Source organism: Streptomyces sp. NPDC006296 (assembly GCF_040613235.1).
Lineage (GTDB): Bacteria > Actinomycetota > Actinomycetes > Streptomycetales > Streptomycetaceae > Streptomyces.
Map to the genome: position 1 here is coordinate 71665 of NZ_JBEXRT010000001.1, position 24935 is coordinate 96599.

24 protein-coding genes and 2 pseudogenes are annotated in these 24935 nt (G+C 71.9%); 9 read left to right on the forward strand and 17 right to left on the reverse strand.

Features of this window, described 5'->3' with window-relative positions; all coding sequences use genetic code 11:
* The first annotated feature begins 18 nt into the window (after window positions 1-18).
* On the forward strand, window positions 19-828 hold the full coding sequence (locus ABZ172_RS00360; protein ID WP_356878521.1) for an EI24 domain-containing protein: 810 nt from the start codon (window positions 19-21) through the stop codon (window positions 826-828).
* 19 nt (window positions 829-847) lie between these two features.
* Here ABZ172_RS00360 and ABZ172_RS00365 read toward each other — a convergent pair.
* Both ABZ172_RS00365 and ABZ172_RS00370 read right to left on the reverse strand, forming a co-directional pair.
* A pseudogene (locus ABZ172_RS00365) lies at window positions 848-1223 on the reverse strand (galactose-1-epimerase); the annotation flags it as partial.
* 175 nt (window positions 1224-1398) lie between these two features.
* Entirely contained in the window at window positions 1399-2313 is a 915-nt protein-coding gene (locus ABZ172_RS00370; RefSeq protein ID WP_356878523.1) for an SGNH/GDSL hydrolase family protein, read from the reverse strand.
* Between the two features lie 360 nt (window positions 2314-2673).
* Here ABZ172_RS00370 and ABZ172_RS00375 point away from each other — a divergent pair, with 360 nt between their 5' ends.
* Entirely contained in the window at window positions 2674-3168 is a 495-nt protein-coding gene (locus tag ABZ172_RS00375; protein WP_356878525.1) for a DUF3145 domain-containing protein, read from the forward strand.
* A 203-nt stretch (window positions 3169-3371) separates the two neighbouring features.
* On the opposite strand, the gene fabF is transcribed toward ABZ172_RS00375, so the two are convergent.
* The 5 genes from fabF to ABZ172_RS00400 all read right to left on the reverse strand — a co-directional run bounded on the left by fabF (window position 3372) and on the right by ABZ172_RS00400 (window position 8274).
* Window positions 3372-4634, reverse strand: coding sequence for a beta-ketoacyl-ACP synthase II (gene fabF / locus ABZ172_RS00380; protein WP_356878527.1), 1263 nt, complete (start codon window positions 4632-4634; stop codon window positions 3372-3374).
* Window positions 4635-4713: 79 nt separating this feature from the next.
* The gene (locus tag ABZ172_RS00385) at window positions 4714-4962 is read right to left on the reverse strand and encodes an acyl carrier protein (protein WP_028439857.1); all 249 of its coding nucleotides are present in this window, start codon (window positions 4960-4962) and stop codon (window positions 4714-4716) included.
* A gap of 63 nt (window positions 4963-5025) precedes the next feature.
* Window positions 5026-6057, reverse strand: a complete 1032-nt coding sequence (locus tag ABZ172_RS00390; RefSeq protein ID WP_356878529.1) for a ketoacyl-ACP synthase III — start codon at window positions 6055-6057, stop codon at window positions 5026-5028.
* A gap of 13 nt (window positions 6058-6070) precedes the next feature.
* Complete coding sequence (locus tag ABZ172_RS00395; RefSeq protein ID WP_356878884.1) at window positions 6071-6985, reverse strand: ACP S-malonyltransferase; 915 nt, start codon at window positions 6983-6985, stop codon at window positions 6071-6073.
* Window positions 6986-7074: 89 nt separating this feature from the next.
* Entirely contained in the window at window positions 7075-8274 is a 1200-nt protein-coding gene (locus ABZ172_RS00400; RefSeq protein ID WP_356878531.1) for a helix-turn-helix domain-containing protein, read from the reverse strand.
* Between the two features lie 78 nt (window positions 8275-8352).
* Here ABZ172_RS00400 and ABZ172_RS00405 point away from each other — a divergent pair, with 78 nt between their 5' ends.
* Window positions 8353-9024 carry a pirin family protein gene (locus ABZ172_RS00405; RefSeq protein ID WP_356878533.1) on the forward strand — a complete coding sequence of 224 codons (672 nt, stop codon included), beginning with the start codon at window positions 8353-8355 and terminating at the stop codon, window positions 9022-9024.
* 21 nt (window positions 9025-9045) lie between these two features.
* On the opposite strand, the gene ABZ172_RS00410 is transcribed toward ABZ172_RS00405, so the two are convergent.
* Together ABZ172_RS00410 and ABZ172_RS00415 are read right to left on the reverse strand one after the other, a co-directional pair.
* On the reverse strand, window positions 9046-9708 hold the full coding sequence (locus tag ABZ172_RS00410; protein WP_356878535.1) for a DUF4232 domain-containing protein: 663 nt from the start codon (window positions 9706-9708) through the stop codon (window positions 9046-9048).
* A 471-nt stretch (window positions 9709-10179) separates the two neighbouring features.
* Entirely contained in the window at window positions 10180-10557 is a 378-nt protein-coding gene (locus ABZ172_RS00415) for a helix-turn-helix domain-containing protein (protein ID WP_356878537.1), read from the reverse strand.
* Between the two features lie 104 nt (window positions 10558-10661).
* Here ABZ172_RS00415 and ABZ172_RS00420 point away from each other — a divergent pair, with 104 nt between their 5' ends.
* Window positions 10662-11027 (forward strand): DoxX family protein, encoded by a 366-nt coding sequence (locus ABZ172_RS00420; protein WP_356878539.1) that lies wholly within the window; start codon window positions 10662-10664, stop codon window positions 11025-11027.
* 19 nt (window positions 11028-11046) lie between these two features.
* On the opposite strand, the gene ABZ172_RS00425 is transcribed toward ABZ172_RS00420, so the two are convergent.
* The 4 genes from ABZ172_RS00425 to ABZ172_RS00440 form a co-directional block, all read right to left on the reverse strand.
* Window positions 11047-11442, reverse strand: coding sequence for a hypothetical protein (locus ABZ172_RS00425; protein ID WP_356878541.1), 396 nt, complete (start codon window positions 11440-11442; stop codon window positions 11047-11049).
* 240 nt (window positions 11443-11682) lie between these two features.
* Window positions 11683-11949, reverse strand: a complete 267-nt coding sequence (locus ABZ172_RS00430) for a DUF397 domain-containing protein (protein WP_356878543.1) — start codon at window positions 11947-11949, stop codon at window positions 11683-11685.
* 19 nt (window positions 11950-11968) lie between these two features.
* Complete coding sequence (locus ABZ172_RS00435; RefSeq protein WP_356878545.1) at window positions 11969-12163, reverse strand: DUF397 domain-containing protein; 195 nt, start codon at window positions 12161-12163, stop codon at window positions 11969-11971.
* Complete coding sequence (locus ABZ172_RS00440) at window positions 12147-12971, reverse strand: helix-turn-helix transcriptional regulator (RefSeq protein ID WP_356878547.1); 825 nt, start codon at window positions 12969-12971, stop codon at window positions 12147-12149. Before ABZ172_RS00440 ends, ABZ172_RS00435 begins: the two co-directional genes overlap by 17 nt.
* Before the next feature lie 84 nt (window positions 12972-13055).
* Between ABZ172_RS00440 and ABZ172_RS00445 the strand changes: the two are divergent.
* A pseudogene (locus ABZ172_RS00445) lies at window positions 13056-13400 on the forward strand (ATP-binding protein); the annotation flags it as partial.
* A gap of 71 nt (window positions 13401-13471) precedes the next feature.
* On the opposite strand, the gene ABZ172_RS00450 reads toward ABZ172_RS00445, so the two are convergent.
* On the reverse strand, window positions 13472-14293 hold the full coding sequence (locus ABZ172_RS00450; protein ID WP_356878549.1) for a serine hydrolase domain-containing protein: 822 nt from the start codon (window positions 14291-14293) through the stop codon (window positions 13472-13474).
* An 86-nt stretch (window positions 14294-14379) separates the two neighbouring features.
* Between ABZ172_RS00450 and ABZ172_RS00455 the strand changes: the two genes are divergently transcribed.
* Both ABZ172_RS00455 and ABZ172_RS00460 read left to right on the forward strand, forming a co-directional pair.
* A complete protein-coding gene (locus ABZ172_RS00455; protein ID WP_356878551.1) occupies window positions 14380-14844 on the forward strand; it encodes a MerR family transcriptional regulator in 465 nt (154 codons plus the stop codon).
* The gene (locus ABZ172_RS00460; RefSeq protein ID WP_356878553.1) at window positions 14841-15860 is read left to right on the forward strand and encodes an aldo/keto reductase; all 1020 of its coding nucleotides are present in this window, start codon (window positions 14841-14843) and stop codon (window positions 15858-15860) included. The genes ABZ172_RS00455 and ABZ172_RS00460 overlap by 4 nt, the downstream gene beginning before the upstream one ends.
* Before the next feature lie 207 nt (window positions 15861-16067).
* On the opposite strand, the gene ABZ172_RS00465 is transcribed toward ABZ172_RS00460, so the two are convergent.
* A complete protein-coding gene (locus ABZ172_RS00465) occupies window positions 16068-16994 on the reverse strand; it encodes a DUF4429 domain-containing protein (RefSeq protein ID WP_356878557.1) in 927 nt (308 codons plus the stop codon).
* Between the two features lie 107 nt (window positions 16995-17101).
* On the reverse strand, window positions 17102-18313 hold the full coding sequence (locus tag ABZ172_RS00470; protein WP_356878559.1) for an alpha/beta hydrolase: 1212 nt from the start codon (window positions 18311-18313) through the stop codon (window positions 17102-17104).
* A gap of 1180 nt (window positions 18314-19493) precedes the next feature.
* On the opposite strand from ABZ172_RS00470, the gene ABZ172_RS00475 reads away from it, so the two are divergent.
* Together ABZ172_RS00475 and ABZ172_RS00480 are read left to right on the forward strand one after the other, a co-directional pair.
* A complete protein-coding gene (locus tag ABZ172_RS00475; protein WP_356878561.1) occupies window positions 19494-21104 on the forward strand; it encodes an MFS transporter in 1611 nt (536 codons plus the stop codon).
* Between the two features lie 197 nt (window positions 21105-21301).
* Window positions 21302-21730 (forward strand): peptidase inhibitor family I36 protein, encoded by a 429-nt coding sequence (locus tag ABZ172_RS00480; RefSeq protein WP_356878563.1) that lies wholly within the window; start codon window positions 21302-21304, stop codon window positions 21728-21730.
* A gap of 85 nt (window positions 21731-21815) precedes the next feature.
* Here the strand turns inward: ABZ172_RS00480 and aceE are convergent, their stop codons facing one another.
* Window positions 21816-24557 (reverse strand): pyruvate dehydrogenase (acetyl-transferring), homodimeric type, encoded by a 2742-nt coding sequence (gene aceE, locus ABZ172_RS00485; RefSeq protein WP_356878565.1) that lies wholly within the window; start codon window positions 24555-24557, stop codon window positions 21816-21818.
* Window positions 24558-24935 lie beyond the last annotated feature (378 nt).

Genomic DNA, 24935 nt, shown 5'->3' on the forward strand with positions numbered 1-24935 from the left:
TCTGGGTACCCTGACGCCATGAGCGATCTCGGGGCGGGTTTCGGATATCTGATCAAGGGCCAGCGCTGGGCCTTCGGGCACGGCCGCTGGTTCGGTTTCGGCCTGCTGCCCGCGCTGATCACCTTGGTCGTCTACGTGGGCGCGCTCGTCGGACTCGCCTACGGCGCCGACGACTTCGTCGCCTGGGCCACCCCGTTCGCCGACGACTGGTCCTCACCCTGGGCGGGACTCCTGCGCACCACCCTGGTCGTCCTGGTCTTCGTGTTCGGGATGTTCCTCGCGGTGATCACCTTCACCGCGGCGACCCTGCTGGTGGGCCAGCCGTTCTACGACTCCCTCTCCGAGGAGGTCGAGCGCAGCGAGGGCGGCGAGGTGCCCGAGTCGGACCTGCCGCTGTGGCGCGAACTCTGGATCTCCGCCCGCGACTCCGTCCGCATCCTGCTGCGCGTCGCCGTGTACGGGGTGCTGCTCTTCGCCCTCGGCTTCATCCCCGTCGTCGGCCAGACCGTGATCCCCGCCCTCGGCTTCTGCGTCTCCGGCTACTTCCTCTCCGAGGAGCTCACCGCCGTCGCCCTCCAGCGCCGCGGCATGGTCCTGAAGGACCGGCTCGTGCTGCTGCGCGGCCGCCGGATGATGGTCCTGGGCTTCGGGGTCCCGCTCGCCCTGGCCTTCGTCGTGCCCTTCGTCGCGGTGTTCCTGATGCCGGGCGCCGTCGCCGGGGCCACCCTGCTGGTCCGCGACCTCACGGCCCCGCCCGCCCCGGCCCACCCCGCGCCGGCGGCGCCCGCGGCCGCGCCGCCCTCGCCGTACACCCTGCACAAGGACTGAGCGCCGCCCGGCGGGTGGTTCAGCGCACCGCGAAGCCGTACACCGTGGTGGAGGCGAACTCCCCGCCGGGCCCCTCCAGCACGTGGGCGGTGTCGTACCCGGGGCCCAGCGGCCCCGGCTCCCGGACGTCGTACCGGGTGCCCCCCACCGGCGCGTACCCGCCGGTGGGGGTCGACTCCCCGTCCACAGGGGTGATCCGCCCGGCCGCGAGCCGCAGTTCCCGCCCGAGCGCGCTCCCGCTGTCCGCCCCGGCCAGATTCCCGTACGTGTGGTTCGTCAGGTCACCACGGTCGGCGCGTCCGTCGTCGCGCGGTAGGCGATCCGCAGGGCGGCTCCCTCGTCCAGGGTGTACGTCACCGACACCGCCAGCCGCTCCGGGAAGCCCCCTCCTCGCCACCTCGGCGACCAGGGTGAGCCCGCACGGCCGTCCGGCCCTCCTCGGCGTCCCACACACGCGTGTGTGGAAGCCGCGCGCCCCCTCCAGGGTCCAGCGCCGGACCGGTGTGCCGTCGCCGAGCGTGGAGAAGTCGTCGCTGTGTACCGCCGCACCCGTCGTCATGATCAAGAACCCTACGCCGGGGGCGCGGCCGCCGTGACCGCGCGATAGGCGATCTCCGCCAGCCTGGCCTGGCCGTCCGGGCCCGGATGGAACCAGTCCCACCGGCTCAGCTGCGCCCCGGTGAAGCGGTGGTCGAACACCGCCCCGCCGTCGTGACGGCAGCGCTCGTCCCGTGCGCACACCTCCCGCAGCACCTCGTTGTACGCGACGACCCGCTCCCGCACCGCGTCGCGCCGGGCGACCGCCGCCGCCCCCAGGTCGTCGGCGTCCCCCAGCATCGACCGGCAGATCCCCAGCTTCCAGATCTGCCGGCCCAGCGGGTTCGTGCGCCCGGTCGACCAGAGCCGCATGAGGTCCGGCACGCTCGCCACGTACACCTGCGCCCTCGGGGCCGCGGCGCGCAACTGCCGCATCGACGCCTCGAAGGAGTCGCGGAAGCCGGCCACCGGGGTCATGAGCTCCACCGAGTCCCGGCAGGCGTCGTTCGCGCCGATCATCACCGTGACCAGCTCCGGCCGGTCCTTCGCGGCCAGCGCCATCTGCTCGGGGAGCTGCGCCATCCGGGCGCCCGAGGCGGCGTGGTTCCAGCTGTGCGAGGCCGCCCCCGACACCCCCAGCAGGCGCACGGCGAGGCTGCGCACCCCGGCGTCCGTCCCGGTCGCCCAGGACGCCTCGGGGCAGTCCGCCAGCACCGCGCAGGCGTCGAAGCCGCGCGTGACGGAGTCTCCGACGGCCGCGACGGATGAGGGACTCACGTCCCACAGCGGCGTCGGTGAGGGGGAGGGGCTCCGGACGCCGGCCGTGCCGCGCGGCGCCGCGCCCCCGTCGCCGCCACAGCCGGTGAGCACCGCCGCGCAGGCGAGCGCGAACGCCGCGAGACCGGCCCCGGCGCCCCTGCCGCGACGACGTGACGCACGCTCGGCCATGCCGTCCTCCCTGGGCCACTCGGGTGATCGTGCCCCTGGCACATCCCCGCAGCCCCAGGTGGCGGGCGCTCGTCCTCGCGCGGGTGAATACGCGGAGAATCATGGGCCCGGGACCGACGGTACGTCACACAGCCGGCCCCGGCGCACGGTAGCTTTTCCCCCGTCGAACCAGTGGCGCCCACCGGCCCGTACGGGAACCAGTGAGTCCGGTAAGTTATCTCACGTCACATACTGTCCCTTTTCAGGAGATTAACTCCCGATGCTGTTTACTGATGACAACCTCGGGATCCGGCCGGGAAGAGGCGGTACGGGCGCGAGGCCGCTAGGGAAGGCGAACTTCGTCCCACACTGGAGGTCCAGGTGACGACACGTGGAGTTCTGTACGTTCACTCCGCACCGCGCGCGCTCTGCCCGCACATCGAATGGGCGGTGGCGGGCGTGCTCGGCCTGCGCGTCCAGCTCGACTGGATCAGACAGCCGGCCGCCCCGGGCACCTGGCGGTCCGAATTCTCCTGGAAGGGCCGCGCGGGTACGGCCTCGGAGCTGGCCTCGGCCCTCCGCGGCTGGGACCTGCTGCGCTTCGAGGTGACGGCGGAGCCGTGCCCCACGGCGGAGGGCGAGCGCTACAGCTCCACGCCGGGTCTCGGCATCTTCCACGCCGTCACCGGCATGCACGGCGACATCCTGGTCCCGGAGGACCGGCTGCGGGCGGCGCTGGAGCGCTCCCTGAGCGGCGAGACGGACCTGGAGGCGGAGGTCGCCAAGCTCCTGGGCAAGCCCTGGGACGACGAGCTGGAGTCCTTCCGGCACGCGGGAGAGGGCGCGCCCGTCAGGTGGCTGCACCAGGTGGTGTGACGCGGGCGGGCCGCCCCGCCCGCCCTGCTGCCCGGACCGCCGTACTCCGCCCGGCCACACCGCGCTGAAACGTTTCCCTGCCGGTGCCCCGCCACGGGCTGCGCTGTGCCCCGCCGCGGCCGCGCGGTGCCGGAACGGACCGCGCCCGGCGACGCGAGAGGCCCGCCTCCCGTCGGGGAAGCGGGCCTCTCGGCGGGCTCGGATCAGACCGAACGGAACGCCAGCACCACGTTGTGGCCGCCGAAGCCGAACGAGTTGTTGATCGCGGCGATCGACCCCTCCGGCAGCGCACGCGGCTCACCGCGCACGACGTCCGCCTCGACCGCCTCGTCGAGGTCGTCGATGTTGATGGTGGGCGGTGCCAGGCGGTGGTGCAGTGCCAGCACCGTCGCCACGGTCTCGATACCGCCCGCGCCACCGAGCAGGTGACCGGTCATGGACTTCGTGGCGGAGATCGCGACGTGGTCCAGGTCGTCGCCCAGCACCGCGCGCAGCGCCTTGATCTCGGCGATGTCACCCTGCGGGGTGGACGTGGCGTGCGCGTTCAGGTGCACGACCTCCGACGGCTTCAGGTCCGTCGAGTCCAGCAGGTTCTGCATCGCCGCGGCGATGCCGCGCCCGGTGGGCTCGGGCTGCGCGATGTGGTGGGCGTCCGCGGACAGACCCTGTCCCAGCACCTCGCAGTAGACCCGGGCGCCCCGTGCGGCGGCGTGCTCCGCGGACTCCAGGATCACGACACCGGCGCCCTCGCCGAGGACGAAGCCGTCACGGGCCGTGTCGTAGGGGCGCGAGGCCTTCTCGGGCTCGTCGTTGCTCTTCGACATCGCCATCATGTTGGCGAACGCGGCGATCGGCAGCGGGTGGATGGCCGCCTCGGTGCCGCCGGCGACGACCACGTCGGCGCGGCCGGTGCGGATCATCTCGACGGCGTAGCCGATCGCCTCGGCACCCGACGCGCAGGCGGAGACCGGGGTGTGGACGCCGGCCTGGGCGTTGACCTCCAGGCCGACGTTGGCCGCCGGGCCGTTGGGCATGAGCATGGGAACGGTGTGCGGGGAGACGCGGCGTACGCCCTTCTCCTTCAGCACGTCGTACTGGTCGAGCAGGGTGATCACGCCGCCGATGCCGGAGGCGATGACCGATCCCAGGCGCTCGGGCCGGATCTTCTCGTCCTCACCGGCCTTGCCGGTGAAGCCTGCGTCCGCCCACGCCTCGCGGGCCGCGATCAGCGCGAACTGCGCCGAGCGGTCCAGCTTGCGGGCGAGCGGCCTGGGCAGGACCTCGCCGGGATCGACGGCCGCGAGGGCGGCGATCCGGACGGGCAGCTCGGCGAAACGCTCGCCTTCGAGGGGCCTGACGCCGGAACGGCCGGCCATCAGACCTTCCCAGGTCGATGCGGAGTCGCCACCCAGCGGAGTGGTTGCGCCGATACCGGTGACGACCACGGTGCGATTGGTCGGGCTCACTGGAAAATCTTCTCCACGTGTAGAGGGTCGTGAATCAGCGGCGCCACCGCCGGGTGGCGACACACGGGACGGGCTGGGGTCAGCCCTGGTGCTTCAGGATGTACTCGGCGGCGTCGCCGACCGTCTTGAGGTTCTTGACGTCCTCGTCGGGGATCTTGACGTCGAAGCGCTCTTCGGCGGCGACGACGACCTCGACCATGGACAGCGAGTCGACGTCCAGGTCGTCGGTGAAGGACTTGTCCAGCTGGACGTCCTCGACCGGGATACCGGCGATCTCGTTGACGATCTCGGCGAGACCGGTGACGATCTCTTCCTGAGTGGCGGCCATGTTGGCGCTCCTTCGATGTGTTTCTGCAGGGTTCGGGCGGGCGGACCGAAAGGTCCGGTGTGCCTAGGGGAGGGTAACGACCGTCGCGGCGTAGACGAGACCCGCCCCGAAGCCGATGATGAGCGCCGTGTCGCCGCTCTTGGCCTGACCGGTCGCCAGGAGCCGCTCCATTGCGAGCGGGATCGAGGCGGCCGACGTGTTGCCGGTGGTCTCCACGTCACGGGCGACCGTGACGTGCTCCGGCAGCTTCAGCGTCTTCACCATCGAGTCGATGATCCGCATGTTTGCCTGGTGCGGAATGAAGACATCCAGGTCCTCCGGGGAGATCCCGGCCGCCTCCAGCGCCTGCTGGGCGACCTTCGCCATCTCGAAGACGGCCCAGCGGAAGACCGCCTGGCCCTCCTGCGTGATGGCCGGGAACTTCACCTCGCCCCGCTCGTTGAGCGGGAGGTTCGAGACGTCGCCGGTGTGGAAGTCGTCCCACGCGACGGTCTGCTTGATGGTCTCGGACTTGTCGCCCTCGGAACCCCAGACCGTGCGGCCGATGGCCGGGTCCTGGGACGGACCGACGACGACGGCGCCCGCGCCGTCACCGAAGAGGAAGGCCGTCGCGCGGTCCTCCAGGTCGGTGAGGTCGCTGAGCCGCTCGACACCGATCACGAGGACGTACTCGGCCGAACCCTCGACGATCATGCCCTTGGCGAGGGTGAGGCCGTAGCCGAAGCCCGCACAGCCGGCCGAGATGTCGAAGGCGGCGGGCTTGCCCGCGCCGATCCGGTGCGCGATCTCCGTCGCGACGGCGGGGGTCTGCTTGAAGTGCGAGACGGTGGAGACGATGACCCCGCCGATCTGCTCCGGCGTGATCCCCGCGTCCGCGATCGCCTTGCCCGACGCCTCCACCGACATCATGGCCACGGTCTCCTCGCCGGAGGCCCAGTGCCGGGTGGCGATACCGGAGCGGGAGCGGATCCACTCGTCGGACGAGTCGATCGTTTCGAGGATCACCTCGTTGGGCACGACACGGGTCGGGCGGTAGCCGCCCACCCCCATGATCCGTGCGTACGGGGCGCCCTTGCTGGGCTTGATCTTCGACATGCTCTCGGGCTCCTTAGGCGCCCGCGTGCTCGGAGATGAGCGCGCGGGCCGCGTCGAGGTCGTCGGGGGTCTTGAGCGCGAGCGTCCGCACACCGGGCAGGGCGCGCTTGGCGAGACCGACCAGGGTCCCGCCGGGCGCGGCCTCGATGAGCGTGGTGACACCGAGCTCGGCGAAGGTCTCCATGCACAGGTCCCAGCGGACCGGGTTGGCGACCTGGCCGACGAGCCGCGTGATGACCTCGTCGCCGGTGGCGACCGTCCTCCCGTCGGCGTTCGACACGTACGTGATCTTCGGGTCGGTGACCGTGAGGGCGGTCGCGGCGGCGCGCAGCTTCTCCACGGCCGGGGCCATGTGGTGCGTGTGGAACGCGCCGGCCACCTTCAGCGGGACCACCCGGCGTACGCCCTCGGGCTTGTCCTCGGTCAGCGCGGCGATCTGGGCCGCGGTGCCGGCGGCGACGATCTGCCCGCCGCCGTTGACGTTGGCCGGGGTGAGCCCCAGCTTCTCCAGGTGCGGGACCGTGACGTCCGGGTCCCCGCCGAGGAGCGCTGCCATGCCGGTCTCGGTGACCGCGGCGGCCTCGGCCATGCCGAGCCCCCGGGTGCGGACGAAGCGGAGCGCCGCCTCGTCCTCGATGACGCCGGCGAGCGCGGCGGCGGTGATCTCACCGACGCTGTGCCCCGCGACGATGCCGGGCGGCACGTCCAGGGCGGCGGCCGAGAGCAGACCCGCGGCGACCAGCAGCGGCTGGGCCACCGCCGTGTCGCGGATCTCGTCCGCGTCCGCCTTCGTGCCGTAGTGGACAAGGTCGAGCCCGATGGCGTCGGACCATCCCGCGATGCGGTCGGCGGCACCGGGGAGTTCGAGCCAGGGAGTCAGGAAGCCGGGCGTCTGAGCGCCTTGGCCGGGAGCGACGAGTACGAGCACCCTCACACTCTCTCTTGTGGACGGCCCCGGACGCCCGTGGGGACAAGGACGAAGAACCGTCAGGGGAATTGTTGAAGTTCGACAAAAGTCTAGGACTGACTGTCTCCGTCGGCCAAGCGCCCCAGGATGAGGGCGATCCGCAGCGTGAACGCGGAACGGACGTCGGAGGGTGACCAGCCGGTGACGTCGGTCACACGTCGCAGCCGGTAGCGCACGGTATTGGGGTGCACGAACAGCATGCGCGCCGCGCCTTCGAGACTGCTCGCCTGTTCCAGATACACACTCAGCGTCTCCAGAAGTGCCGAACCCGCTTCTTCGAGCGGTCTGTAGATCTCCTCCACCAGCTGATCGCGCGCGGCGGGGTCTCCGGCCATCGCACGCTCAGGAAGGAGATCGTCCGACAGGACGGGCCTCGGAGCGTCCTGCCACGCCGAACAGGCCTTGAGACCGGCCGCGGCGGCCTGCGCGGAACGGGTCGCCGCGAGCAGGTCCGGCACCACGGGACCGGCCACGACCGGCCCTGCCGCATAGGGGCCGATCAGCGACTTCGCCACGTTCAGCGGGTTGTCGCTGCCGCCCGCGATCACGACCAGCCGGTGTCCCAGCACCCCGGTCAGGACCTGGAGCTTGGCGTGCCTGGCAGCCCGCCGGATGGCCTCCACGGTGAGCTCGCTGTCCCCGTCGGGAGCGGTGCCGAGGATGACGCACACGTGCTCGGGGGAGTTCCAGCCGAGGGCCGCCGCCCGGGACACGGCGCCCTCGTCCGCCTCGCCGGACAGCACCGCGTTCACCACCAGCGACTCCAGCCGGGCGTCCCACGCGCCGCGTGCCTCGGCGGCCTGCGCGTACACCTGCGCCGTGGCGAAGGCGATCTCGCGCGCGTAGACGAGGAGTGCCTCGCGCAGCACCGACTCGTCGCCGGGCGCCGCGACCTCGTCGATCGCGGCCTCCATGACCTCGATCGTGGTCCGCACCATCTCCACGGTCTGCCGCAGGGTGATCGCCCTGGTCAGTTCGCGCGGAGCGGTGCCGAACACGTCGGTGGAGATGGCCTGCGGGGTCTCCGGGTGCCGGAACCACTCGGTGAACGCGGCGATACCGGCCTGGGCGACCAGGCCGATCCAGGACCGGTTCTCCGGTGGCATGGCCCGGTACCACGGAAGGGTCTCGTCCATGCGGGCGATGGCGTTCGCGGCGAGCCGGCCGGAGGACTGCTCCAGCCGTTTCAGGGTCGCGGCGTGGAGATGGGCGTCTTGCGCGGCGGGCTGCTCAGGATCGGGTCGGGGCACGATCACAAGACTGCCTTATCGGGACAGGTGCCCGGTGAGGTGGGGCGGGCGGGCGGGCGGCGGGGATACCGTGGGGGCGTGATGGACGTACGCCGGTCCGGGGACCGCTTCCGCGGCGGGGACCCGGCCACGGGTGGCTCCGCGGGCATCGAGACGCTGCACGCCTTCTCCTTCGGGCGGTTCTACGACCCGGACAATCTGCGCTTCGGGCCGATCCTTGCCTGCAACGAGGAGCGTCTCGCCCCGGGGGCCGGCTTCGACGAGCATCCGCACAGCCACACCGAGATCGTCACCTGGGTGGTCGAAGGCGAACTCACCCACCGCGACTCGGCCTCGCACGCCACCGTCGTCCGGGCCGGTGACCTCCAGCACCTCAGCGCGGCCGCCGGGGTCCGGCACGTCGAGCGCAACGACGGGGAACACCCGCTGACGTTCGTCCAGATGTGGCTCGCGCCCCTGGAACCCGGCGGGGAGCCCTCGTACACCCATGTCGCCGGGACAGCCGACTCCACCTCCTACGCCCTCCCCGAGGCGGGCGCGCTGCTCCACGTGCGCCGGCAGTCCGCGGGGGAGCGGACCGCCGTGCCCGACGCGGAGGGCGTCTACGTCCACGTCGTGCGGGGCCGGGTGCGGCTCGCGGGCGAGGAGTTGGCGTCGGGCGACGCGGCGCGGATCACGCGGGCGCGGGGGCTGGAGCTGGAGGCCCTGGAACCCGCCGAGGTGCTGCTCTGGGAGCTCGCCTCGGTGTGAGGGCGGGCGGCGGGAGAGCCCTCACTGCTTGCCGTATCCGACGGGGTCGACGGTGACCTTCTGGTCCGCGCCCTCGGTGACCGGCATGCGCAGGGAGACCGACAGGGCCTTGGAGTGGGTCTCGTCGGGCGGGGTGACCTCGATGGCGCTGACGTGGACGCCGCTGCCGCCGCTGTTGTTCGGCGGGTAGTGGAGCGTGAAGCGGGTGGTCTCGCCGGTGCCGAGGTTGACGACCGGGGCGGTGGCCTCGGTGCGCGCGGCGCTGATCGGGCCGGAGGCGTCCTGGGACCGCAGGTCGACCCCGGGGAAGCCCTTGAGGGTGCAGGCGTCGCCGGTGTTCTTCAGCCGGACGACGAGGTCGCCCTCGCCCATGCCGTGCGTGGTGCTGAAGTCGAGGTTCGCCGTCCTGCAGCCGCCGGTGGTGATCTTCCCTTCGCCGCTGCCCTGGTCGGCGTCCGACGTGGGCGACTCCTCGCCGGAGCCCGTGGTGCCGCCCTCGGACGCGTCGCCGCCGGTGCTGCCGGTGCTGTCGGTGCTGTCGTCGGCTCCGGACGAGGACGAGGACGAGGCCGTGGTCTCGGAGTCGCTCGTGCCGGCGGCGGAGTTCTCGCTCCCCTGGCAGGCGGTGAGCGAGAGCCCGGCGACGAGGGCGAGGGCGGTGAGCGAGAGCTTCTTGGTGTGCATGGTGCGCTTCCTTCGCGGTCGGTGCCTTGCGGCGGTACGTACCGTCTGCCCGGTACGAGCGGTCCTATCGATCACCAAGACCCCCTGCGCCCCGTCGGCCGTTCCGCCCCGTCCCGCTCTCCTACATGCCTGTGACATGCGACTGCCCGGGTGCCGGGCCCGCCGGCCGGCCCGGCACCCCTCCGGGGCGACGTGCGCACCCCTCGGCCCGTACCGCCTCCCGGCCCGGAAGGAAGGGCCCGGGAGGCGGTCGGCGGTCCGTCCGCCCACCCGGCCGGGGCGCCGGTTCCCGCGGGCCGGTGCGGGCACCGCGGCGGCCGGGTGCGGCTGGGACACAGCCGTGACGGCGCACCCCTTGCGTCTCACCGGCGGCACACCCTCTTCACCCGTGCCGCACGGGAAGGTCACCGGCCGCGCCGACGCACCCGGGAACGGCGTCCGGCGGGTCCCCGGCCGCCCGCCGGCGGGGGTTCACCGGGGCCGCTCGTCGTACGCCTCCCTGCTGGCCCGGATCCCGTCGTGGTGCTCGACGGCCCAGCGGGCGAGTGCCAGAGCCGGCGGGATGAGGCTCTCGCCCTGCGGCGTGAGCGCGTACTCGACGCGGGGCGGGACCTCCGCGTAGGCGGTGCGGGAGACCAGACCGTCCCGTTCGAGGTTGCGCAGGGTCAGCGTGAGCATCCGCTGCGAGATGCCGGGGATGTGCTGCTGCAGGTGCGAGAAACGCATCCGCCCCTGCTCCAGCGTCGCCACGATCAGCAACGTCCACTTGTCGCAGATCCGGTCCAGGGCGGCCCGGACCGCCTTGCCGCCGTCCCCCCGGATCATGCAGGTGTGTGCGTACTGCTCCACGACAACTCCTTGTGCGTCACTCACATCCGTGTGCCTTTTGCAGGCCTCCCGACAGTCACTCATGATGAGCGCACTGACGGCTCGTCACCGATGGAGGTCGCCCCGTGCAGCTCGCGTACTGGATCGTCGCCGGGCTCCTGGCCCTGTTCTACGTCTACTCGGGAGGCATCAAGGTCCTGTGGAGCCGGGACCGGCTCCGGCCCATGATGGGCTGGGTCGATCGGACGCCCATGCCGCTCGCCAGGGCGATCGGGGGCATCGAGGTCCTCGGCGCGCTCGGCCTCGTCCTGCCTCCGCTCACCGGCATCGCGGTCGGGCTCGCCGTCGCCGCCGCGATCGGCCTGGTGCTGGTGCAGATCGGCGGCACGGCACTGCACCTGTCCCGCGGCGAGGTGCGGGTGATCGGGCTCAACGCCGTCCTGCTGGTGTGGGCCGCGGTCACCGCCTGGCTGGCCACCGTCTGGCTCTGACGGCACCGTAGCCTCCGGGCTACGGCCCGTCCGTCAGCCTGTCCAGCTCGCGCATCGCTTGACCGTACGAACTGATCCGGCGCGACACGGTGCCGATGGCGAAGAGCGTCCCGCCGGCCACCGAGAGCGGCACGGACATCCCGAGCACGGCCAGGACCTCCGGCCAGTCCCGTTCCTGCGCACAGTGATCCCCGCGCCGCTCACCCTCGTTGGCGGTGCCGCGGTCCGTGAACAGCCGGGATTCGCAGTCGTCGGGATACCTGTCGTCCGGCCCGCTCTCGGCCTGGTACGGCGTCGTCAGCAGCACGGCGCACCAGACCCAGAGGACGGCGGCCAGGGACAGCAGGACGACGCCCCGGGTGCGGGTCTTCGTGGCCCTGTCGCGGAAGTCGAGCTCGAACTCTCGTGAACGCATAGGGGTCGAATGTAGGGGAGCCCGGTCCCGCGCCGATGTCGGGGAGGAGCAGGAGCGGGGGAGATCCGGTCGGGACCGCACCGCTCGGTGCTGCCCGTCGTGCGGGACGCCACGCTCCAGGAGGACAGTCGCCGCGGGCCCACGGACCGGAGCGCCGGAACTGCTTTCGCTGAAATCCCCCTCGCTCGGGTGGAGTTCGGCTCCGTGGACCGGCGCCCGGCTCGCGGGAAACGGGCTCGGTCAGTGGAGCCCGTCGACGAAGGACTGCCAGGCGCCCGCGCCCACGACGAGCACGGGGCCGTCGGGGTTCTTGCTGTCGCGGACGGGGACGGAGGCGGCGCAGCCGTCGGCCACCTCGACGCAATCACCGCCGGTGTTGCCGCTGTAGCTGGACTTGCGCCAGCCGGCGCCTCCGGTGACGGTGCACTCGACACATTCGCCGCCGGTGTTGCCGCTGTAGCTGGACTTACGCCACGTCGCGTTGTTCGTGTTCGGGCCGGTCGCCATAGCGCTCCTCCATGGTCGGTCAGTGGAGTCCGTCGACGAAGGACTGCCAGGCGCCCGCGCCCACGACGAGCACGGGGCCGTCGGGGTTCTTGCTGTCGCGGACGGGGACGGAGGCGGCGCAGCCGTCGGCCACCTCGACGCAATCACCGCCGTTGGTACCGCTGTACGACGACTTCCGCCAGCGTGCTCCGGCCAGGTCATGGGTGATTTCCATACCGTTCCTCCATCACGCGAGCGATCAGTGTCGCCGAGTCCTCGGGAGAGAGGGCTGCGGCCTGCAAGCGAGCGTAGCCGACCGAACGTTCCTTGATCGCCTGGGGATTGGCGGTCATGTGGCCCTGGTCGTAACCGTCCACGTAGAACACATCCGGGGCGTCCTCGAATCTGAGCAAGTTGAACGACCCCATCATGCCCGTGTGTTGGCCGACAGAGAACGGGAGGACCTGGATCTGCACCCACGGACTGTCAAGGAACTCCAACAGCCGCGCCAGTTGGCCGTGCATGACGTGTCGCCCGCCGACCTCCTGGAGCAGGACGGCCTCGCTCAGGACGATCCACAGGGCCGGGGGATTCTCGCCCCGCACGATTCGCTGGCGTTCCAGGCGCGCTGCGACCATCTCGTCGACTCTGCTCGGATGGTCGACGGCGAGCAGAGACCGCGCGTACTCCTCCGTCTGCAGCAGCCCGTACACCAACTGCGCCTGGTAGGTGGAGATGTAGGCCGCCTTCGCCTCCATCTCCGCGTACGGCTGGAACCAGGTGGGCAGTTGGCTTCGCAGGACCAGGCCGACCAGGCGCGAGAAGACGCCGTCCGTGCCCAGTGCGGCGTCCAGGCGCTCGGAGAAGTCGCGGGTGGGGACCCTCTTCGTGGTCTCGATCTGGCCGACCAGCGAGCCCGTGCAGAAGATGATCTCGCCGAGCTGGCCCTGCCGGAGGCCGTTGGCCTCCCTCCGGCGGCGCAGTTCCCAGCCGTAGTAGTCCAGTGGGGAGGCGCTGGGGTCGAGTGACTGCATGTGGGCCACGGCGAGGTACCTCTCGCTTCAACGCCTTGCGGCGTTCGTTTCAGGTCGTGGCCGAGAGTAATCAAGGCGTTGCACGCTGGTGACATGAATCACGTATCCGATACCCGGACCGGTGACACGGAGGCCGCGGCCCACCGTGCCGACCTCGCGGTGGGGGAGCACTCCGCCGCCCACCTGCGCCGCGTCCTGCGGCTGTACCTCACCGACCGGTACCTGCTCGACCTGGCGGACGCGGCGGAGCTGGCCCTCACCGAGCTCGTCGCCAACGTCGTACGGCATGTCCCCGGCCGCCGCTGCCGGACGCTGATCCTCCTGCTGCCCGGCGGCGGTGTCCGGGTCGAGGTGACGGACACGTGTCCCCGGCTGCCGCGCCCGGCCGCCGGAGGGCTGCTGGACGAGGGCGGGCGGGGGCTGCTGCTCGTCGACGCCGTCACCGACGACTGGGGCGTGGAGCCGCGTCGCGACGGAGGGGGGAAGACGGTGTGGTTCGAATGCCGCTCTCAGCGTGAGGTGCCGAGCTCCGCCAGCACCGCGTCGGTGAACGGGGTCCAGACCTCGGCCGCCCAGGGCCCGAACGCCCGGTCCGTGAGGGCGACGCAGGCCGCGCCCGCCGCCGGGTCGATCCACAGGAAGGTGCCGGACTGACCGAAGTGGCCGAAGGTGGCGGGGGACGACGAGAGCCCGGTCCAGTGCGGCGACTTGGAGGCGCGGATCTCGAAGCCGAGGCCCCAGTCGTTGGGGTTCTGGTGGCCGTAGCCCGGAAGCACGCCCTTGAGGCCGGGGTGCACGACGGTCTGGGCCGCCAGGACCGTCCGCGGGTCGAGGAGGCGCGGGGCCTGCACCTCGGCGGCGAAGCGCACCAGGTCGTCCACCGTCGAGACGCCGTCCTTGGCGGGCGAGCCCTCCAGCGCCGTCGAGGCCATGCCGAGGGGTTCGAGGACGGCCTGGCGCACGTACTCCGGGAACGGGATCTCGGTGGCCTTCGCGATGTGGTCGCCGAGGACCTCGAAGCCCGCGTTGGAGTACAGCCTGCGGGTGCCGGGAGGGGCCGTGACGCGGTGCTCGTCGAAGGCGAGGCCGCTGGTGTGCGCGAGGAGGTGGCGGACGGTCGAGCCCTCGGGGCCGGCCGGTTCGTCCAGCTCGACGGCGCCCTCCTCGTAGGCCACCAGCGCGGCGTAGGCGGCGAGCGGCTTGGTCACCGAGGCCAGCGGAAAGCGGTGCGCGGTGGGACCGTGGGCATCCAGGAGCGTGCCGTCCGAGGTGACGACGGCGGCTGCCGCGGTGGGGACGGGCCAGTTCTCGATCATCGCCAGGCTCTGCATGCGTACGAGCCTAACGGGAGCCGAATCCGTGACCGCCACCCCGATGCGCTTGCCTGGAGTGCACTCCAGGGTTCTAGCGTGGAGGCATGACGGTGATGGAGAGCACTTCCGCTGGGACGGACACCTGCACCACGGCCCCGAAGACGCATCCGCGGCCCGAGGGCCGGGACCGCTACACCATCAGCGAGGTCGTGGCCCTCAGCGGGCTCACCGCCCACACCCTGCGCTGGTACGAGCGGATCGGGCTGATGCCGCACGTCGACCGGTCCCACACCGGCCAGCGGCGGTTCAGCAACCGCGACCTGGACTGGCTCTCCTTCGTCGGCAAGCTGCGGCTGACCGGAATGCCGGTCGCCGACATGGTCAGGTACGCCGAACTCGTCCGCGAGGGCGACCACACCATCGCGGAACGGCAGGAGCTGCTGGAGTCGACCCGGCGCGACGTCAGGGCGCGGATCGCGGAACTCCAGGGAGCCCTCGCCGTACTCGACTTCAAGATCGACTTTTATGGCGGCGCCCGCGCGGCGTCGGAAAGGGCCGGAACGACATGAGCGACACCGGAAAGATCGCGACGACGGAGCTCGGCACCGCAGGCCCGCGGGTCGGTGTGCAGGGACTCGGCTGCATGGGAATCAGCGAGTTCTACGGGGACACCGACGAGGCGGCCGCCCGGGACACCCTGGAGGCCGCGCTGGAGGCGGGCGTCACCCTCTTCGACACCGCCGACGTCTACGGGAGCGGGGCCAACGAGACCTTCCTCGCGCCCTTCGTGGCGGCGCACCGGGACGCCGTCACGCTGGCGACGAAATTCGCCATCGAGCGCAGCGACACCGAACCGAACTACCGCGGGGTGCGCAACGACCCCGCCTACATCCGCCAGGCCGTCGAAGCCAGCCTGCGCCGGCTGGGCACCGATGTCATCGACCTCTACTACATGCACCGCCGCGACCCGCTCGTGCCGCTCGCCGAGTCGGTGGGCGCGATGGCCGACCTGGTGCACGCGGGCAAGGTCAGACAGCTCGGCCTGAGCGAGGTGACCGGGGCCGAACTCCGCGAGGCGCACGCCGTGCACCCCATCGCCGCCCTCCAGTCCGAGTGGTCGCTCTTCAGCCGCGACGTGGAGCGCAGCGCCGTACCGGCCGCCGCCGAGCTCGGGGTGACGCTCGTCCCGTACTCGCCGCTCGGGCGCGGCTTCCTGACCGGGGCGTTCGCCGACGCGGTCAAGGAGCTGAGCGAGGGCGACTACCGCCAGCACCAGCCCCGCTTCACCGGTGAGAACGCGAAGGCCAACGCGGCCCTGCTGGAACCGCTGCACACGATCGCGGCCGCGCACGGTGCGACGGCCGCCCAGGTCGCCCTGGCCTGGGTCCAGCAGCGGGCCCAGGTGCACGGCCTGGCCGTGGTGCCGATCCCCGGCACGCGCAGGCGCAGCCGTCTGCTGGAGAACGTCGGGGCGACCCGGCTGACCCTGACCCGGCCCGAACTCGACCTGCTGGAGCCCCTCGCGGGCCGGGTGGCGGGGGACCGCTACCCGGACATGAGCAGCACGGCCACCGCGCGCGAGTAGCCGGACCGGAGCTCCGCGCGCAGCCGGTCCGTGACGGCGGACGCCCACCGGGCGCGAGCAGCCGGGCGCGCCCGCTTCCGGCCGGCCGCCGGGGCCGACGGCTCCAGGGCCGTCCCTCCGGGACCGGTGCGTCCGGGACCGGTGGCCTCTGGAGCCGGTGCGTCCGGGACCGGTGCCCTCGGGGCGGCGGACCTGGTCCGTCGTGGTCTACAGCTCGGCGAGGAGCTCCGCCTTCTTCGCGGTGTACTCCGCGTCCGTCACCAGGCCCGCCTGGTGCAGGTCGCCGAGGTGGCGTATCCGTTCGGCGATGTCCGCCGGGTCGCGCCGTGCGCCGCCCACCGGGACGGGAGCGGTCGCGACCGGCACCGACTGCGTCCGGCGGACGGACTCCAGGACCGCCGCGGCGAACGGCAGCGACTCGTGCACCGGGCCGTACCCCAGGCCGAACACCACCGAGGCGGGATCCTGGTCCGGCTGGACCCGCTCCACCGGCGGCTGACCCGCACCCGGTGCCGGGGCCGGTGCGGGGCCGCCCGCCTCCGGGCCCGCCGCCGCACCGCGCGGCACCAGCCGGAGATACCCCTCCAGACCCTCGGGCGAACGCCACTCGATCCCGCCCAGGTCCGCCACCGGGAACGTCTGGTCGCCCGCCTTCCACTTGGCGCTCGACGCCCCCGTCCAGAACCACCGGAAGGAGACCAGGGCGCCGTCGAAGCCCGCGCGGCCGTCGTACGCCTTGAACTGCATCGGCGCCTCGGGGGCCGTCACCAGGAAGCGCTCGGTGGGGAGCGAGGCCTCGGGGTCCAGCACGGCCCGCAGCTCCTCCGCGTAGTACTCGGCGAGCGTCTCCTGATCGCCCGGCAGCACCAGGCGATAGGGGTCGTTGCTCTCCTTGAGCTGCCCGGCCGCAGCCTCCAGCAGCGGATCGGCACCGGGTCTCGGCACCGCGCGCAGTACCACCGTGCCCCGCTTGCCGGGGGTCAGCGTCACCGACGACAGCGCCGCGTACGGAACACGGCGCTCGCGCAGGCTCAGGAAGAGCCTCGGCGTACGGATTCCCCGTTCGAAGCGGATGAGCACGGAGTCGGCGTCGAACTCCCAGGTGGCTTGAATTCCGGCCAGCACATCACCCATGTGCCTCATCGTATGTGGCACAGCCCCGCACGTCCCCCTTCGGTGCAGGCGAAATCAGGCAGGCCGTTCGCCGTCCTCTACGCGCGTCAGAGGCCCCTCTACGCGCGTCAGGCCCCCGAGGCGCCGGAAATCTCCCGGTGGCACGCCTGGTCGGAGGTCGCGCATCTGACCGTGTCATAGGCGCCCACACCGATCGCGGCGAAGTTGCTCAGACTTTCGGTACCCGGCTCGAAATAGCCGCTGTGTCCGATCGCGCCGTTCGCCGACACGATCCGCGCGCCGAAGGACGGGTCGACCGGATCGGCGCCGTGCCCGAGCCCTCCGACCGCCATGTTCGGCACGTCCTCGATCCAGTCGTCGCCGTCCCGCATGGCCCACACCCGCGCCCGGGTGTGCAGGGCACCGGCGCTGTTCGCCCGCATCCCCGGACTGCCCGCGACCGCGATGTCGGAGACCCTGTCCGGCAGCCCGTGCGCGGCCACACCGCACAGCACCGAGCCGTAGCTGTGGCAGAACAACGAGACGTCCGAGGTGCCGGGCAGCGCCCTCACCAGGGCGTTCAACCGCACCGCACCCTCCGACGCGAGTCCGCCCAGCGCGGCGTCCATGCCGATCCCGGCCGGCGCCGTGTAGTCGGCCCACGCGATGACCGCGGTGCGCGCGGCCGGGCCGGCCGACCGCTCCGCGTCGTACAGCGACCGGGCCATGCCGACGGGTGCGGCGTTCGCCTTGAGCCCGGACCGCTCCAGGGTCAGCAGGTTCGTGTCCACCCCGGGCACCACGACCGAGATCCGCTCCGCCCGGTCGAGATCGCCGAACACCTCGGCCGCCCGGCCGCGCCCCGACGGATCGAACGCCAGGATCTTCCGGTCCCCGGTGAGCAGCGAACGGAACCGGTCCAGCCGGAGCACGGCCTGGCGGTGCCCGTCCGGAGAGAGCCGCGCGTCCCGGGTCCGCTGCTCCTCGGCCGACTCCGCCTGCTCCAGCGCATGCCGGTTCGCCCGGTAGCGCAGAGTCACCGGTGCCCCGTTCATGTTCCCCACCACCAGCGGGTACGCGTCGGCGAGCGCGACCCGCTGGCCCGCCGTGAGCGCCCCGAAGAAGTGCGCCAGCCGGTCCGCCGGAGCGCTCGCGTCCGGGAGGGCGTGACCCGCTATGCGGCCCTTCGCCCAGGAGGCGAGCGCGATCTCGCGCGGTTCTGCCGCGTGCTGGTGACGCACGGCGGTCCAGCCGGTGGTCGCCAGCATCACGAACACGACCGCGATGGCGAGCAGGGCGCGCGATGCGGTGAGCGTGGGGGAGGAGTCGAAGGAAGTCACTGCGCCCTACCCTAGGAGACGCCCGCCGACCCCTGTGACAGCAGTGACACGGATCACTCGTCCGCGGGGAATGAACCGCCCGACTCCTACGCTCCGTGTGCGCCGGGTCGACGTACCGATGCGCCACGAGCCCGCCGTCCGCCCGAAACGGCCCGCGCGGCACGGGCTTTGTGATGTCGGCCATGCGGAGCCGGTGAGAAGTGCGGCACAGCTGTGCGAGGGGTGTAAAGGTCCGCCGCCTGCGGTGCGCCGGCTCTCGAAGCCGCAGGTCCGGGCCGTTCCGGGGGAGTTCGGCCGGCCCCGGGGCGCCTTCGGGGCCCTTCCCCGCCCGCTCGCCCCGCAGTTGCCTCCGCCTCCACCCGGCCTCCGCCCCGTCGTGCGTCGCGTCCTGGAGGGCGCGGCTGCGGGCACCCGGGGACGAGGTTCCGGGGCCGGGCCGACCCGTCACCCTGCGCGACCTGAAGGGAAGCTTCCGTTCCGGTCTGCGGGTGCGCCGGGGATGGGCGGAGTGCGCACGGCGGCGTCCGTCCGGTCATCCGGCGGGCCGGTGGACGGAGTTCCGGCGCGGGGTCCGCCGCGGCCGGTCCGGCGGTCGTGCGGGGGTGTCCGGTGTGGTTCCAGGTGCGCCCCCGAAAGAGTGTTCCGGGGCGGGACGTTGACGCGGCGCGGGGTCGGCGCATCGGAGCCCCGGGTGTTCCTGGGGGCGCGGGTGCCCCGGGCGTCCCTGGAGTCCGGTGCCCCGGGTGCCCGAGGCCCCGGGCATCCCCGGACGTCGGTGCGCGTACCCCGGGCCGGCCCCGCGTACGTGACCTCGCCGCCCCGGACGTACGCGCACTCCCGCGAGGTGCCGGGACGGCGGGGCGGGGTGCCGATACGGCGTGCGGCTCGCGCCCGTACCCGCAGTGTGCGCCCGCCGCACGGGGAGCCCGTCGTGCGGGGAGCACGCGCCGTACGGGAAGCCCGCCCGCCGCACGGAGCGCGCCCGCACGAGGGAGCCCGCCGCACGGGATCCCCACCCCACGGAGGTGCCGGCGAGGGGAATTCCCCCGTCCGCCCGCAGGTCGTGAACCGGACCCCGTGCCGCCGCTTTTGCCTGCTCAGAATGCCTGTGAGTTACCTGACAGTGACCGTCACGTGAATCCGTTGGCCACGGCCCGGCGGCTGCCATAACGTCCTGCGCATGACTAGTCAGACCACTGTCGAGAAGGCGCCGCGGGAGCCCGACGACATCCTTGTTCCCGCACCGGTGAAAGGGCTGCGCGGCCACCCCTGGCTGACCCTCTTCGCCGTCGCCATCGGCGTGATGATGGTGGCGCTCGACGGCACGATCGTCGCCATCGCCAACCCCGCGATCCAGCAGGACCTCGGTGCCTCGCTCGCCGACGTCCAGTGGATCACCAACGGCTACATGCTCGCCCTGGCCGTCTCCCTGATCACCGCGGGCAAGCTCGGCGACCGCTTCGGCCACCGGCAGACCTTCCTGATAGGCATCGCCGGATTCGCCGCCGCCTCGGCGGCCATCGGCCTGTCCGGCAGCGTGTCCCTGGTGATCTCCTTCCGGGTGCTCCAGGGCCTCTTCGGCGCCCTGCTGATGCCTGCGGCGCTCGGACTGCTGCGCGCCACCTTCCCCGCCGAGAAGCTGAACATGGCGATCGGCATCTGGGGCATGGTGATCGGAGCCTCGACCGCGGGCGGTCCGATCCTCGGCGGTGTGCTCGTCGAGCACGTCAGCTGGCAGTCCGTCTTCTTCATCAACGTGCCCGTCGGGGTGATCGCGCTCCTCTTCGGCTTCGTGATCCTCCGGGACCACCGTGCCGAGAACGCGCCGAAGTCCTTCGACATCGGCGGCATCGTCCTGCTGTCGCAGGCGATGTTCTGCCTGATCTGGGCCCTCATCAAGGGCTCGGAATGGGGCTGGGGCGACTGGCGGACGCTCGGGTTCCTGGGCGCCGCCGTCCTGCTGTTCACCGTGTTCGCGCTCTCCCAGAAGAACGTCCGCGAGCCGCTGATCCCGCTGGCCATGTTCCGCTCCGTGCCGCTGTCGGCCGGTGTGGTCCTGATGGTGCTGATGGCGTTCGCCTTCATGGGCGGCCTGTTCTTCGTCACCTTCTACCTGCAGAACGTCCACGGCATGAGCCCGGTCGACAGCGGACTGCACCTGCTGCCGCTCACCGGGATGATGATCGTCGGCTCCCCGCTCGCCGGCGCCGCCATCACCAGGTTCGGCCCGCGCGTGCCGCTCGTCGGCGGCATGGTGTCCGTCGCGGTCGCCATGTTCGGCATGTCCCAGCTGACCGTCGGCACCGGCACGCTGACGATGTCGCTCTGGTTCGCCCTGCTCGGGTTCGGTCTCGCGCCGGTCATGGTCGGCGCCACCGAGGTCATCGTGGGCAACGCCCCGATGGAGCTCTCCGGCGTCGCGGGCGGGCTCCAGCAGGCCGCGATGCAGGTCGGCGGCAGCCTCGGCACGGCGGTCCTGGGCGCCGTCATGGCCGCCCGGGTCGACGCCGATCTCGACGGCAACTGGAAGGCCGCGGAGCTTCCGCCGGTCGGTCCGGCGCAGCTGGACCAGGCGTCGGCCGCCATCAAGGTGGGGATGCCGCCGGTCGCCCCCGGCACCCCGCCGGAGATCGCCATGAAGATCACGGACGTCGCCCATGACACGTTCGTGTCGGGGATGAGCTCCGCCTTCATGGTCGCGGGCATCGTCGCCGTGGTCGCCGCCCTGGTCGCCACGCTCACCAAGCGCGGTGCGAACGCCGAGGCCGGGGCGGGCGCCGCCCACATCTGACGCTCCGGCGGCACCGGGCCCGACCCGGTTCCCCGGCGTCAACACGGCGCATCCGACTGCCCCGCCGGACCGCTCCGGCGGGGCCGTCGCCTATCAGGGTGGTCCGCCTCCCGCCCCCTTCCCGGCCGTCGGCTCCGCAGGTCAGAGTGCGGAGACGCGAGCCACCCGGCTCGCTCGACCACGGGGGTTGATCCACCATGCGCACCACCGTCCTCGCCGCCGCCCTGGCGGCCACCGCACTCGTCCCGGCCACCGCCCCGTCCTCGGGCGCCGCACCGGCCGCCCACCGGGGTCCCGCCGGACACACACAGGCCCGCAGTGCCCCGCAGGCCGCACCGGCCGGACTCGCGCCGTGCGGCGCGGGACAGCTGTGCCTCTGGGCGAAGCCCGACTTCAAGGGGGCCGTCCAGGCCCACGAACTGTCCACCGTCGACATCGAGAGCTGCGTCCCCCTGCCGTCCGGCGGGTCCGCGCAGGCCCTGGTGAACCGCACCGGGCGGCCCGTCACCACCTACCAGTCGGCCGAGTGCGCCGAGACCGGGGAGTTCGAGACCTATCCGGGCGGCGGCACCTGGGTGCCCCGGTCCCCGTACACGGTGAGGGCCTTCAAGATCTGGGAGAACTGACCGGCCGGGCCGCCCCGCACACGCCGGAGGGCGGCAGGGTCCTCGGACCCTGCCGCCCTCCGGTTCCGGTCTCCGCCGGGGAGTGCTACGCGTCGCCGCCGGCCGGGCCGGGGCCCGCCGCGGCCACGTCCAGCAGCTCGTAGCGGTCCAGCGCCGTCTTCAGCGCCGAACGGTCGACCTTGCCCTCCTTCGCCAGCTCGGTGAGCACCGCCAGCACGATCGACTGCGCGTCGATGTGGAAGTAGCGGCGGGCCGCACCCCGGGTGTCGGCGAAGCCGAAACCGTCCGCACCCAGCGACTGGTAGGTGCCGGGCACCCAGCGGGCGATCTGGTCGGGCACGGAGCGCATCCAGTCCGAGACCGCCACGAACGGGCCCTCGGAACCGGAGAGCTTCTCCGTCACGTACGGGACGCGCTGCTCCTCCTCCGGGTGGAGGAGGTTGTGGCGCTCGACCTCGACCGCCTCGCGGCGCAGCTCGTTCCAGGAGGTCGCCGACCAGACGTCCGCCTTCACGTTCCACTCGTCGGCGAGGATCCGCTGGGCCTCGACCGCCCACGGCACCGCCACGCCGGAGGCGAGGATCTGGGCCGGGATCTGGCCCTTCTCGCCGGCGCTGTAGCGGTGCACGCCCTTGAGGATGCCCTCGACATCGACGTCGGCGGGCTCGGCCGGGTGCTGGATCGGCTCGTTGTAGACGGTGAGGTAGTAGAAGACGTCCTCGTTCTCCTCGGGCGCCCCGCCGTACATCCTGCGCAGCCCGTCCTGGACGATGTGCGCGATCTCGTACCCGAACGCCGGGTCGTAGGAGACGCAGGCCGGGTTCGTCGAGGCGAGCAGCTGGGAGTGGCCGTCCGCGTGCTGAAGGCCCTCACCGGTCAGCGTCGTACGGCCGGCGGTCGCACCCAGCACGAAACCGCGCGAGAGCTGGTCGGCCATCTGCCAGAACTGGTCACCGGTGCGCTGGAAACCGAACATCGAGTAGAAGACGTACACCGGGATGAGTGGCTCGCCGTGTGTGGCGTACGCCGAACCCGCGGCGATCAGCGAGGCCGTGCAGCCGGCCTCCGAGATGCCGTCGTGCAGCATCTGCCCGGTCGGCGACTCCTTGTACGCGAGCAGGAGCTCACGGTCCACCGACTCGTACTGCTGACCCAGCGGGTTGTAGATCTTCGCGCTCGGGAAGAACGCGTCCATGCCGAAGGTGCGGTACTCGTCCGGGGCGATCAGCACGAAACGCTTGCCGATCTCCTTGTCCCGCATGAGCTCCTTCAGGACGCGGACGAACGCCATGGTCGTGGCGATCGACTGCTGACCCGAGCCCTTCTTCGCGGTCGCGTACGCCTTCTCGTCGGGGAGGGGCAGCGGCTTCGACCGCACCACGCGGGTCGGGACGTAACCGCCCAGACCCTGGCGGCGGTCGTGCATGTACTGGATCTCCTCCGAGTCGCGGCCCGGGTGGTAGTACGGCGGGTTGCCGTCCTCCAGCTGCTTGTCCGCGATCGGGATGTGCAGGCGGTCACGGAAGCGCTTGAGGTCGTCCGCCGTGAGCTTCTTCATCTGGTGGGTCGCGTTGCGGCCCTCGAAGTTCGGTCCGAGCGTCCAGCCCTTGACGGTCTGGGCCAGGATCACCGTCGGCTGGCCCTTGTGGGCCTTGGCCGCCGCGTACGCCGCGTAGACCTTCCGGTGGTCGTGGCCGCCGCGCCCCAGGTGCAGGATCTGCTGGTCGGACATGTCCTTGACCATGTCCCGCAGCCGCGGGTCGTCACCGAAGAAGTGCTCCCGGATGTACGCCCCGGTCTCGGTGGCGTACGTCTGGAACTGGCCGTCCGGGGTGGTGTTCAGCTTGTTGACCAGGATGCCCGTGCGGTCCCGCGCCAGCAGCGGGTCCCAGCTGCGGTCCCAGACCAGCTTGATGACGTTCCAGCCGGCGCCGCGGAACTGCGACTCCAGCTCCTGGATGATCTTGCCGTTGCCGCGCACCGGGCCGTCGAGCCGCTGCAGGTTGCAGTTGACCACGAAGGTGAGGTTGTCCAGGCCCTCACGGGCGGCGATGGACAGCTGGCCCAGCGACTCCGGCTCGTCCATCTCGCCGTCGCCGAGATACGCCCAGACGTGCGAGGCGGAGGTGTCGGCGATGCCGCGCGCCTCCATGTAGCGGTTCATCCGCGCCTGGTAGATCGCGCCGAGCGGGCCGAGCCCCATCGACACCGTGGGGAACTCCCAGAAGTCCGGCATCGACCGCGGGTGCGGGTAGCTGGACAGCGCGTGCCCGGCCTTCGACTTCTCCTGCCGGAAGCCGTCGAGCTGCGCCTCGCTGAGCCGGTCGAGCAGGAAGGCGCGGGCGTAGATGCCCGGGGACGCGTGCCCCTGGAAGAAGATCTGGTCGCCGCCCAGGCCGTCGTCCTTGCCGCGGAAGAAGTGGTTGAAGCCCACGTCGTACAGCGAGGCGGAGGAGGCGAAGGTGGCGATGTGGCCGCCGACACCGATCCCGGGGCGCTGGGCGCGGGAGACCATCACCGCGGCGTTCCACCGGGTCGCGTTGAGGACCTTGCGCTCGATCTCCTCGTCGCCGGGGAAGAACGGCTCGTCCTTCGTGGCGATCGTGTTGACGTAGTCGGTGCTGCGCATCTCGGGCACCGCCACGCGCTTCTCGCGGGCGCGCTCGATGAGCCGGAGCATCAGATAGCGGGCCCGCTCCCGGCCGCGCTCGTCGACGGCGGCGTCGAGGGAGTCGAGCCATTCCTGGGTCTCTTCGGGATCGAAGTCCGGGACCTGGCTGGGAAGGCCGCCAATGATGATCGGGTTGCGATCGGATGCGGAAGCCACGCTGTTCCTTCGCTGTTCGGTGGTGCTCGTCCGGGGGCCTGGCTGCGGGGACGTACCCCCGCGTCGGAGGCGTAAGCCGTCTCCATCGTGTACCGCGAGGACCTAAACGTCACCTCTACTGTGGGGTAACACAAGGTTCCCGGACACCGTGTCCGGGCAGCTGCACCGACAGCGCGAGGGCGCTCCCGCCCAAACCGCAACCATACGCCCGACCCGGCCATACGTTCCCAAAGCCTGTTCGAATCCGAATGGCGGAGCGAAACGGCATAAGCTGAGGAAGGACGTAAAGGGTCCGGACACCGTTTCCGGTCCCGCGGGAGACTTGCCGGACGTTGCGGTGACGTGGCAGGGAACGTCACCGTTTGGGCGGTTCTCGTA

What these genes read in the sequence shown, in the direction of transcription:
- ABZ172_RS00360 (WP_356878521.1), top strand. Translation starts at nt 19, where the DNA reads ATGAGCGATCTCGGGGCGGGTTTCGGATATCTGATCAAGGGCCAGCGC.
- ABZ172_RS00370 (WP_356878523.1), bottom strand. Translation starts at nt 2,313, where the DNA reads ATGGCCGAGCGTGCGTCACGTCGTCGCGGCAGGGGCGCCGGGGCCGGT.
- ABZ172_RS00385 (WP_028439857.1), bottom strand. Translation starts at nt 4,962, where the DNA reads ATGGCCGCCACTCAGGAAGAGATCGTCACCGGTCTCGCCGAGATCGTC.
- ABZ172_RS00390 (WP_356878529.1), bottom strand. Translation starts at nt 6,057, where the DNA reads ATGTCGAAGATCAAGCCCAGCAAGGGCGCCCCGTACGCACGGATCATG.
- ABZ172_RS00410 (WP_356878535.1), bottom strand. Translation starts at nt 9,708, where the DNA reads ATGCACACCAAGAAGCTCTCGCTCACCGCCCTCGCCCTCGTCGCCGGG.
- ABZ172_RS00425 (WP_356878541.1), bottom strand. Translation starts at nt 11,442, where the DNA reads ATGCGTTCACGAGAGTTCGAGCTCGACTTCCGCGACAGGGCCACGAAG.
- ABZ172_RS00430 (WP_356878543.1), bottom strand. Translation starts at nt 11,949, where the DNA reads ATGGCGACCGGCCCGAACACGAACAACGCGACGTGGCGTAAGTCCAGC.
- ABZ172_RS00435 (WP_356878545.1), bottom strand. Translation starts at nt 12,163, where the DNA reads ATGGAAATCACCCATGACCTGGCCGGAGCACGCTGGCGGAAGTCGTCG.
- ABZ172_RS00450 (WP_356878549.1), bottom strand. Translation starts at nt 14,293, where the DNA reads ATGCAGAGCCTGGCGATGATCGAGAACTGGCCCGTCCCCACCGCGGCA.
- ABZ172_RS00455 (WP_356878551.1), top strand. Translation starts at nt 14,380, where the DNA reads ATGACGGTGATGGAGAGCACTTCCGCTGGGACGGACACCTGCACCACG.
- ABZ172_RS00460 (WP_356878553.1), top strand. Translation starts at nt 14,841, where the DNA reads ATGAGCGACACCGGAAAGATCGCGACGACGGAGCTCGGCACCGCAGGC.
- ABZ172_RS00465 (WP_356878557.1), bottom strand. Translation starts at nt 16,994, where the DNA reads ATGGGTGATGTGCTGGCCGGAATTCAAGCCACCTGGGAGTTCGACGCC.
- ABZ172_RS00475 (WP_356878561.1), top strand. Translation starts at nt 19,494, where the DNA reads ATGACTAGTCAGACCACTGTCGAGAAGGCGCCGCGGGAGCCCGACGAC.
- ABZ172_RS00480 (WP_356878563.1), top strand. Translation starts at nt 21,302, where the DNA reads ATGCGCACCACCGTCCTCGCCGCCGCCCTGGCGGCCACCGCACTCGTC.